At 36.6% G+C, this 11,123-nt stretch carries 3 protein-coding genes and 2 pseudogenes; 1 reads left to right on the plus strand and 4 read right to left on the minus strand.

From position 1 onward, the window contains the following. Positions 1–127: 127 nt before the first annotated feature. From ACFILD_RS01990 to ACFILD_RS02000, 3 genes are all read right to left on the minus strand, one after another. Positions 128–2,224 (minus strand): autotransporter outer membrane beta-barrel domain-containing protein, encoded by a 2,097-nt coding sequence (locus ACFILD_RS01990; RefSeq protein ID WP_375664695.1) that lies wholly within the window; start codon positions 2,222–2,224, stop codon positions 128–130. Between the two features lie 147 nt (positions 2,225–2,371). Then, the gene (locus ACFILD_RS01995) at positions 2,372–4,789 is read right to left on the minus strand and encodes an autotransporter outer membrane beta-barrel domain-containing protein (RefSeq protein ID WP_375657853.1); all 2,418 of its coding nucleotides are present in this window, start codon (positions 4,787–4,789) and stop codon (positions 2,372–2,374) included. A gap of 518 nt (positions 4,790–5,307) precedes the next feature. Next, positions 5,308–7,779: an autotransporter outer membrane beta-barrel domain-containing protein gene (locus tag ACFILD_RS02000; RefSeq protein ID WP_375664696.1), complete on the minus strand. Its 2,472-nt coding sequence runs from the start codon at positions 7,777–7,779 to the stop codon at positions 5,308–5,310. Positions 7,780–10,070: 2,291 nt separating this feature from the next. On the opposite strand from ACFILD_RS02000, the pseudogene ACFILD_RS02005 reads away from it, so the two are divergent. After that, positions 10,071–10,664 (plus strand): annotated as a pseudogene (locus ACFILD_RS02005) (integrase arm-type DNA-binding domain-containing protein); the annotation flags it as partial. A 111-nt stretch (positions 10,665–10,775) separates the two neighbouring features. Here ACFILD_RS02005 and ACFILD_RS02010 read toward each other — a convergent pair. Next, positions 10,776–11,000: pseudogene (locus tag ACFILD_RS02010) on the minus strand (autotransporter outer membrane beta-barrel domain-containing protein); the annotation flags it as partial. Between the last annotated feature and the right edge of the window lie 123 nt (positions 11,001–11,123).

Raw genomic sequence — 11,123 nt, forward strand, 5'->3', positions numbered from 1 at the left:
GTATTCCTAAATGTTTCCCCTCTCTTAATAGAAGATAAAACCTTGGCCTCATTATGTTTATTTTGTAAGAGACAAAACGAAACATAATGAGAGCACGTTATATTTCAAGATAGGAATATAAGTATTTTTAAAAGTGATAGCGCATTCCAGCGGAAATATTTATTGCAGAGATGCCATCTTTTTTGAGTTTATGTTGATAGCTGAGATCACTATGAAGCTCGATATTTTGCGATAAGTGCGCCTGAATACCAAAACCACCTTCGATTAAAGATTCCATAGCAGCAAACGGAAAGTTTTCACTAAAAGTGTTGATCATGTTCAGTTTGCCGTAGAAGGAAAGGGCATGGCCTTTGTTTTGTGTCAAACGTCCACCAATACGGATCAACCATTGATGAGGTTTGCTTATGTCTATTTTAGAGTTATCGCCATCTGATTTAGAGTTATCGTCATCTGAGAAAGAACTCCTATCTGATAAAGAACCAAGCATGAGACGTTGATATACAAGTTGTGCTTGCGGTTCTAGGATTACACCTTCCAAACTGGTTGACAGTTTTTGACCAATAGTTGCCGCGGCTCCTAATGTTTTACTATTCTTCACTTTTGAGGTATGTTTGATGAGAGCTGTGGCGTTATCTTCTTTGAAAATTCCATAAGAGAGAAATGCACTTGCATAGATGCCACTGTCATGCTGAATATTTCCATATGCGGTGAGTGACCATTTATCAAACATATTTTTTTGAAAGCTCTCCTTGTTTTTAGGAGTAAAAGATAATTTTCCGTATGTTCCGAAAAGGCCAAAGTTGCTGCTGATATTTTTATCTTTTAGCGCTATTAATGTTGCTCCTGCTTGCAATGCAGCATAGCGAATATCTGCTTGGACACCATCTTGTTCTGCTTGAACCTTGGAAGAAAACGTGCTCTTATTGCCATAAGAGGATAAGAAAACGCTTCTTTCTGGATGATCTTTGGGTTCAAACATTGTTATTTGCATATTGTCTAACAAGATATTTTGATTGTTGACATCACTAAACCCAACAGCAAACATCGCGATAGGCATGACTAAAGAGCTTTCTTCTTGTGGCGTAAGAATTGTTCTTTTTGCTGTCCCTTCAAGAGAAGTAGAAGTTGCGGTTGCTTTATCATCATCTGTAAGTTTAGAGGTGCTCTCTGTAGCCGCGGTAGCGGTATTTCCAACTTTTGGGAGCAAATTCATATGCGCTTTTTCGGATGGAAGAGTCGTTTTCGATTCCGAGGAAGTGGTGTTTGTTTGGGGATCAATATCAGATTGCGAATTTTCATTTATTTTAGGCTGTCTCATTCCATGATCTGTTCTTGTGAATGAATTGTCCTTTGAATTATCCTTGTGTTGGGCAGCAACATGAGCGGGTGGTAATTTATCACTAGAGCGTCTTTGTCTTGTACTGGAGACAATAAGAGGTTGTCTATTCTCTTCAGATGAAGGAGAGGTTATATCTCCTTTTCTCTCCACGTTGGTTATTTCATTATTGTTCAAAGCTTCTAATACCGCTTTGCGTAAAGTATTGGAAAGTTCCTTGTTGTGTTCTTGTAAAGCACTATCTATTTGTACTGCTTTATGTGATATTTCTGCTTTATTTTGCAGTTCAAACCAATTATGATTGTCTTGGCTCACCCATTGTTGGCGCGCGGTATTAAAACGCTGTTGATTATCAGCATCAAGAATTTTTTCTGCTTGCACGGCATCAGAAACTACTTTGTCGTAGCCACGTAATAAATTTTCTCTTGTTTTTAATCGGTTCTGACGTAATTGTTCAAGGTATGCTATGGCTTTCATCATATGTTGCATATCCAGATGGTGTTTGTTTGCCATGGCTTGGGTACGTATATTATCCATTTTGTGGTTCACCACGTTCATATGTGCATCAGAACCGTAACGACTTTCACCTGCAAAAGAGTTGTTAATCGTATCTCTTACACGATCCATATGATTTTCAAGTGCTTGGTTGAAGTGCGAATTATCTTCCATCATGGCGCCAGAGGCTATCTTCTCAAGATTTTTTTCTGCTTGTGTTGGTGTGTTTATTGAATCAATGGCATGGCGATATTGTTCAGGTAATTTCATGATCCCTTCAAGAGCATGGCGTTCCTGGTGGCTTAGACCAGAGTCGGTGCTGGTAGATGTGAAATTAAAAGAAGAAAAAAATAAAGCACAAGCGGCTGTACATAACAAAATATTCTTATGCATAGAGATGTTCCTTAAGATATTTTCTTTGTTTTGCTAAAAATGAACCACTTTTTGACACATTGCGTTTTTTTGTAATGTAGCAAAATATAAGCAGCACTGTTTTTCATCTCAGCGCTGCTTACGCGTCAAAATAGAGAGCTAAGATTTCTAAAAGCGATAACGCATTCCACCGGAAAAATTAATTCCAGAGAACCCAGCTTTTTGAAGTTTATGTTGGTAATTAACGTCAGCATGAAGTGCGATATTTTTAGAAAGCTGCGCGTTAATGCCAAGCCCACCTTCAAGGGACGAGCCCATAGAATCGAGATGGAAAGATTCCATAACATCGATAGTGCGCTTCTCACCAAAAGCTTTGATGACATTCAATTTACCATAAAAAGAAAGAACACGATCTTTTTCAATAGGAAGCATTGTTTTTGTTAAACGCCCTCCAATACGGACCAACCATTGATGAGGGGGCTTTATATTAACTTGGAAGCCATCAATATCTGAAAGAGTGCCAAAGGCAATATGTTGATAAATAAGTTGTGCTTGTGGTTCAAATGACACTCCTTCAACACCAGTTGCTAGTTTTTGCCCAACGGTAGCTGATATATTTAATGTATCCGTATTGTTTAATTCTGTGGTGTTGCCGATAAGGGCTGTTGTAATATGTCCGTTTAAAATGCCGTAAGAGAAAAGTGCATTAACATAGATACCACTGTCATGGTGGAGGTTCCCATAGGCCGTAAAGGACCATTTATCCAGTATGCTTTTGTCAGAACCTTCCATATCCTTTGGCGCAAAAGCGAGCTTTCCATATGTGCCTAAAAGACCAAGATTCGCGGTCATATTTTGATTTTCTAACGTTGCTAATGTCATGCCTGCTTGTATAGCAGCATAGTGAACATTAGCACCATAACCATATTCCAATGGACTACGGCTGGAAGATAACGTCATCTTGTTGCCATAAGTCGATAAAAATATCCCTTTCTGTTTATGACCTTCTAATCCGAAAACTGTTGAGTGCATATTATCTAACAGTATATTTTGATTATTTATATCAGCCAAGCCAGAGGAGAATATTGCATTATGCATAACCAAATAGCTTGCCATTTGAGGAACAAGAGCTTTGATCTTTCCTTCATCATCGAGAGTAGCACTTTGCAAGCGGAAATCCCAGAAATTCTCATTTTCTTCCAAGGGAGCTTGTCCGTTGTTTTCTTTTCCAAGAGATGATGCATTGGTATTTTGCGCATCTTGCTTTTTTGATTCTTGTGGTATTGCGCTTAAATGACTTTGTGCCCTATCAGCTTTCCCACGGCTGGATGTTGGTCCATAGCCATTGAGTATGTATTTATAGGGTAATCCATCCATTGTGGTGTAGCCATTTGCCAGCGTGAAGGCGGTTTCTTCTGCTTTTCCAGACACTTGAACAAGTGAGAGACCACGCGCATTCAAAGGAATTGAATCTTCTTCATCATCGAATGGTTCTGCATGCTTTGAAAGATTGTTGAAATAGATCGTTGTGGTGCCTGAGACATCACCATGAACAAGAACACGGTCAGTTTTTTGTTGTTCTTTTGTAAGACCATTACTCCATTCGGTATTAAAGTAAATCCTTGCGTTGCCCAATGCATTGTAAACCGTTGTTGCATCGGCGCTTCTGTTTTGCTCTGCTTTTTGTGGATGTCTTCCTACATGCAAGGTTTGATAATGATTGTCTGCTAGTTTATGCGGCGCATTAAATATGATAGAGCTATTATTAAGGTTTAGGACTGAAACGATTGATTGTGCTCGTTGCTTAAGATCAAGGAGCTTGTAATCAAATAGACTAAAACTATCTTCCAATTCAAATAGACTAATTTTTAAATGCCACTTGCTGTTATTGTTTAGGGTGAAAACCGTTGTATTTTGAGGAAACGTTTTGGCTCTTCCTTCCATAATCGAATTATCAGCGTCTAATGTAAAAGTAGTAGGTTGAATCTTGAAGAAGGGTAAAACGTCATTCTTTAATAACATATCAGAACGAATTTCTGAGTTTTTAAGGTACACTGCATTAGCAACAGCTTTGGAATAATAAGGTCCGAAAATACCTACACCGTCGTTTACAAGAAGTTTTGTATTATTAAGGATTGCTTTGTTTACAACTTCTTCTCCTTCTTTTATTGTAGAGCTTGCAATATAACCAAAGTTGATACCATAGGCTTTGCCGTGGCCTATGACGTTTAATGTTGAATCTTCAATATGGATTGTGCCGTTTGTGAGTGACAAACCATGCTCTTTTGCCTCTCCCACAATTCCTTTGGCATTAATTTGACCACCTGATGTTGCAGAAAGCAAAGTAAAGCCTGAGTGCATTACTGAGTTTGTAATGGCAATATGACCTTTCTTAGCAACCACGGCATCATACTTACCACGAACAAAAACATTATGAAGGCTCTTCTCTTCTCCATTAGCTACTTGGACCGTAGGAATTTCAAGAGGTTGTTTATTTGCATAAGTTGGAGCAAAATGAGAAAAAATGAAAGTTCCAGCAATTGTACATAACAAAAAATTTTTCTTATAAATATATTTCTTATACATAGATATGCCTTTAGTATTTGGTATGCTTTGATGCTTACTTCATTCCCCTGATGGCGCAAGTACCCGATCAGTTTTTTATATCATTACGTTTTTATTGTAAATAACAAAACGAATTATATTTATGGTGTTCTCTATGATTTAAAGTTTTTTAAAGAAAAGCGTTTTTCATGGTCATAAAAAGTCGGGAAAAATGGACTTCATAAAATCGAGCTTGATAAGTATTTTTGTTTTAAAGTGCTAAAAATCAAAATATTTTGTATTTTTTATCGATATACAATAATTTTTATTGAATCCATTCGATTTTTATAAATCAAAAAGGCTGCTCTCTAAAGACTTCAACAGTCATTAAGAGATAAAGAGTTTTATTGCATTTGGTTTGAATGAAATTAATCCTTTCAAGAAAGCTGTATAGAAAGAACCATCATTGATGCCTCTTTCCGAAAGATTGAAAAAAGCAGCACATTCGTACTGCTTTTTTATTAAAAATGAATAGACTATAAATTGTTTTTTGCTTTTTCTTAAAACTGGTAGCGTATTCCACCTGAAAAGCTTGCTCCTGATATACCAGTTTTTTGAAGCTTATGTTGATAGTTAACATCAGCATGAAGGGCGATATTTTGTGATAATTGTGCATTTATACCAAGTCCACCTTCAAGGGCAGCTCCCATAGAATCAAGGTGGAATGGTTCACCAATCTGTATGGTGCCATTGTTAGAAAAAGCTTTAACAATATTTAATTTACCATAGAAAGAAAGCATACTGCCTTTTTCAATAGAAATCGTCGTTTGTGTTAAGCGCCCACCAACACGCACTAACCATTGATAAGGATTTCCCATATCTACATCAAACCCATCGACATCTGAGAGTGTGCCAAGCATGAGACGCTGATAAACAACTTGTGCTTGTGGTTCAAAGACCAATCCTTTCGTACTGGTTTCGAACTTTTGTCCAATGGTCGCCGATGCACTGAATGTATCAGCGTTTTTCAATTCTGCAGTCTTTCCTATGAGAGCTGTGGTGATATCTCCCTTGAGCATTCCATAGGAAAAGAGAGCATGGATATATGTACCATTATTATGGTGCAGTCCACTATATGCAGCAATTGACCATTTATTGAGTGTACTCTTGTCAGCACCTTCCATGTCTTTTGGGGTGAAAGCTAATTTCCCATATGTCCCGAAAAGCCCCACATTGGTGGTCATATTTTGATCTTCTAGAGCTACTAATGTAAAGCCTGCTTGTAAAGAAGCATAGTGAATATCGGCACCATAGCCATATTGTAATGGCGTACGGTGAGAGGATAATGTCATTTTATTGCCATAAGTCGAGAAGAAGATCCCTTTGTTTTTATGATTTTTTTTCTCAAAGCCTGTTTCTTGTATCGTGTTCAGTAAAGTGTTTTGATTGTTTACATCAGCCAGTCCAGCTGAGAATAGTGCGTTAGGCATGGACAAATAGCTTGCCACTTGAGGAACGAGAGCTCTGATCTTTCCTTCATCATCGAGCGTTGCACTTTGCAAGCGGAAATCCCAGAAATTCTGATTTTCTCTCAAATGGTTTTGTATGCTCCCTATTTGCTCAGAATTTGGTGTTGATTCAACTTTTATATTATTCTCACTCCTTAAAGCTATTCCGCCAAATGCAGCGAAGGTCGTGTCGGTTTTTGAGTCCTTTTCTTGTGATTGTTGACTTACTTCTCCTAAATGGCTTTGTGTGCTCTCTGCTTTTCCAAGACGTGATGTCGGTCCATAGGCATTTAAGACATATTTATAAGGCAAGCCGCCCATTGTGACATAGCCATTTGCTAGTTTGAAGGCATTTTCATCTGTTTTTCCAGATACTTGAATGAGCGACAGTCCACGCATATTCGCGGGAATAGAAGCTTCTTCTTTTGATGACACACCTTTTGAAAGGCTATTGAAACTAATTGTTGTGGTGCCTGATACATCTCCATGGATAAGAAGGCGGTCCGTTTTTTGTTGTTCTCTTTCTAAACCATCACTCCATTCTGTATTGAAATAAATCCTTGCATTGCCTACTGCATTATAAACGGTTTCTATAGCGGATTCCCTGTTTTCGCGTGGATTAGGGAACTCAATTGTTCGTCCTACACTCAAGGTTTGATATTGACTCTTTGCCAGCCTATGTGGCACATTAAACACAATAGAGCTATTACTAAAGTTCAGTACTGAAACGGTAGATAGCGCTCGTTGCTTAATGTCATGGAGTGCATAATTATATGGACTAAAATCACGATTTATGTCGTATTGACTTACATTTAAATACCATTTGCTATTGTTGTTTAAATTAAAAACAGTCGTATTTACTGCTAAGGTTCTTGCTCTTCCTTCTATAATCGAATTATCGGCAGTTAATACGAAAGTCACAGGATGAGGATCTGAATCTGTTTTCTTTTTTACATTGTTTTGTAATAATACATCAGAACGAATTTCTGAATTTCTAAGTTGAACTTCGGCAACAGACTTTGAAGATGACGGTCCTAAAATACCGACACCATTTCTCACAAGAAGTTTTGTATTGTTAAGAATTGCCTTATTGATAACTTCTTCACCATCTTTCAGATAATTTATGCTATGAAAAACAATACCGGATTTTCTTTTGGTTTCTATGAATGAATCTTCAATGTTAATGATACCGTTTTCAATTGATAGACCAGTATCCAAGGCATTGACTTTCACTTCTTTAGCATTAATACGTCCACCTTGTGATGCAGCAAAAGCAAACGAAGCTGAATGTATTGTTGAGTTTGTAATTGTGGCAATTGCTTTTTCTTTGGCATACACTGCGCTCGGTCCATTGCGGATAAAAACATTATTAAGAGTTTTTTCTTCTCCTTTCTCCAGCTTAAACTCACTAATAATTTCAGGAGGTTGTCTATTTGCATAAGTTGGAGCAAAATGAGAAAAAATGAAAGTTCCAGCAATTGTACATAACAAAAAATTTTTCTTATAAATATATTTCTTACACATAGATATGCCTTTAGTATTTGGTATGCTTTGATGCTTACTTCATTCCCCTGATGGCGCAAGTACCCGATCAGTTTTTATATCATTACGTTTTTATTGTAAATAACAAAACGAATTATATTTATGGTGTTCTCTATGATTTGAAGTTTTGCTTCAGAAAAATTTGTTCATGATCATAAAAAGTCGAGAAAAGTGGATTTCATAAAACCTAGCTTGGTTAAGCTTATGCTAAAAGCACTATGAAGTATGATATTTAAAAACTGTCTATTAAAGATAATCGCTATAAAAGCTCTATCGCATTGAGATGTATTATTTGATGTACTCACCAAGACGATCAGAAAATTTTCTCTGCTAGAAGAAGTGATGAGGGGGCTATTCACAGGCTTTCTTTAAAGAAGCTTTTCCTTAAGGGTAGCAAAGTCCATTTTTCTAAGGTCGCACAGCCCATTTCGCGATGGTTTTCATGAATTCTATAACGCTAAAGCTATAGAGTCCCATCATCTTTATGCTTACGAAGGAGCAAGCCGATACCTTTACGGCTTAATAAAAGAGCAACCCCATTACATACTTTGCTAGCTCCCAATGTTGTGTGGATAGCCTTTGGCACTTGAGGCGGTGCATGAGAGGAATTCTTAGGCTTTTCTTATATAACTTTGCTTCACACGCCAGTCCCGCTTGTAATGTGTAAGTGAATGATTTTGATTAGTTCAACATGGAACAGATTTTAAATGAGAGAAATTTACGATATTCAGAACTCTAACTCAATGAAAGTAACGCTAAATTATCATTATAAATCAATATTTTGAATATTTCATTTAAAACATCTTTTATTGATACAAAAAGAACTTTATTGAGTTATTTCATTTTATAAATGAAATAATTAGCTTTCTTGAGCGTTTTGTATGTGAAAGATAAAGCGCTTGTTGTTAGATTTTCTTTTCATGCATTAATTTTCTCAAAACTGTTTGTTTAGAAGAACCAGCAATGGAAGTGTAAATAAATCTTTATAGATAGCGACAACACATCGTAAAGAAAGAATTTATTTTATTGCTATAATAGATTGTAAATAACAAAAAAATACACTCCGTTTTTTTGTTAATAGTAAACGGATCAATATGCTTATTTTTTTATAATTTTATATTAAAATTGGTAGTGTATTCTATCAGAAAAACTTGTCTCGGCTATACGTCTTTTAAAATTTTTTCTGATAGTTTACATCAATATAGAAGGTTAAATTGTGAGATAACTGTGTATTGTGCTAAACGCACCTTTAATGGCAGGATCTATCGGATTAAGGTAAAAATGAATACCAATCTGTTTAGTATCATCAATATCAAAGTTTTTTAAGGAAGTTCACTTTCTCATACAAGGATGGGGTACAATCTTCTACGGTCCTAACAATAGTTTTTGTTAGATACCTACCTATCCGGACTAACTGGGGAGGCTGTCTGATTTAATTTTAAGATCATCAATATGTTAAAAGTTGGTAAAAATCAAATCCTTAGCACACAAATTATGTTCGTGGTTCAAAAGGTTAGTTCTCTGATTATTCTTTGCAAATTTTTGACAAATAATTGTTGAGGCAATTAACATTTTTACAGCATAACTTTAATAGTATTTTTTATAGAAGTTTTAGAGATATCTGCTGTACAGATATCACAAGGGAAGAGTGTAGCCATATGAAAACACCATTATGCTCTGTTATATTGTAAGCTATGATTGATGATTTATCCAGTGTGCTTTTTTTCATTTTTCTAATATCATCTTTGCTTGGACAGCTCTATGGCGCATATTAGCACCATATCTACCTTCAAAGAGGAGCATAATTGAACGGTAAAGTTGTTGTACTTCCATAAGTGAAAAAGCAAGAAATCTTCTATTTTTTAAGATTTATTCTTAATGCTGTTATCTTTATATTATCTAAAAATACACTTTTTTAGCTTTATGGGCAAATTCGATGATGAATAGCTGCGCAACCCATGTGAAGAGGAGAAAAATTGTATTTAAGTGGAAAAGAAAACACTTCAGGAAAAAATGGATTTCATGTACGAAAAGGCTGCATACTTTGTGACATATTCTAGATAAAAATAACCTTATCTTTTATCTTGATAAAAATGGTATAATGTAATGATTTATAATGATAATTTATCGTTACTTTCATTGAATTAGAGTTCTGAATAACGTAAGATTTTCTCATTTTAAACCTGTTTGTCTTAAATCAAGCAAAACCATTCTCTTGCACACCACAAGCGGGGCTGGCGTGTGGGTAAAAAATGTATAAGAAAGGACCAAAAATGTCTCTTATGAATCGTCTCAAGAGCCAAGGGCTTTAGCAACACCCACGAGCTGGAAAATATAATGATGGTGCCGGCTTGCTCCTTCACAAACGTAAAGATGGTGGTACTCAATGGCTTTACCGTTATATCTTTCACGGGGGGGGGGCGCCGGCGTGAAATGGGCTTGGGTGCCTTGAGAGATGTCCCTTTAAAACAAGCTCGTGAATTGGCAACTGGGTGGCGTGCTGTTTTACGTGAGGGGTGTGCCCCCATTAAAGAACGTGAGAAACGAAAACGTGAGGCAATGCGTAATCTCCATTACTTAAAAGACATTGCCTTAGATGCTTTTGAAAGTTGTAAAGCTGAATTAAAAATGATGGTAAAGATGGAAACTGGTTTTCACCTTTAAAACTCCATATTCTCCTCAAATTAGGCTGTCTGCCTATTTCAGAGATTACACAAACAGAAATACGCAATATCCTCGCTCCCATCTGTCATACAAAAGCTGGAGCTGCTAATACAGCACTGATGCGTCTCAAGCTTTGTTTTAAACATGGGCGTTGCGCGTGGATGTTGATTTTACAGGCAGTAGAAAAAGCAAGGGCTCTCTTAAGGAGGGATAGTGTAGTGTTATTAGTATTTATAAAGCGAAAAGGCAGCATATTGTGGCTGCCTTTTTTGTTAATGCATAGAAAAGAAATACGCTGTTTTGACAGTTTTGTTTTAAAACTGATAGCGTATTCCTCCTGAAAAGCTTGCACCACTTATACCAGTTTTTTGAAGCTTTTGTTGATAGCTGACATCACCATGAAGGGAGAAATTGTGAGACAGTTGCGCATTAATGCCAACGCCACCTTCAATTGCAGGTCCCATAGGATCAAGGTCAAAATTTCTACCAATATGAATGGTACCATTATCACCAAAGGTTTTGATCAAGTTTACTTTTCCANAGGTCCCATAGGATCAAGGTCAAAATTTCTACCAATATGAATGGTACCATTATCACCAAAGGTTTTGATCAAGTTTACTTTTCCATAGAAAGACATCGGACGGTTGTTTTCAGTGGAAATG

This window comes from Bartonella sp. CL162QHHD (genome assembly GCF_042195435.1).
In the GTDB taxonomy this organism is placed as follows: Bacteria; Pseudomonadota; Alphaproteobacteria; order Rhizobiales; family Rhizobiaceae; genus Bartonella.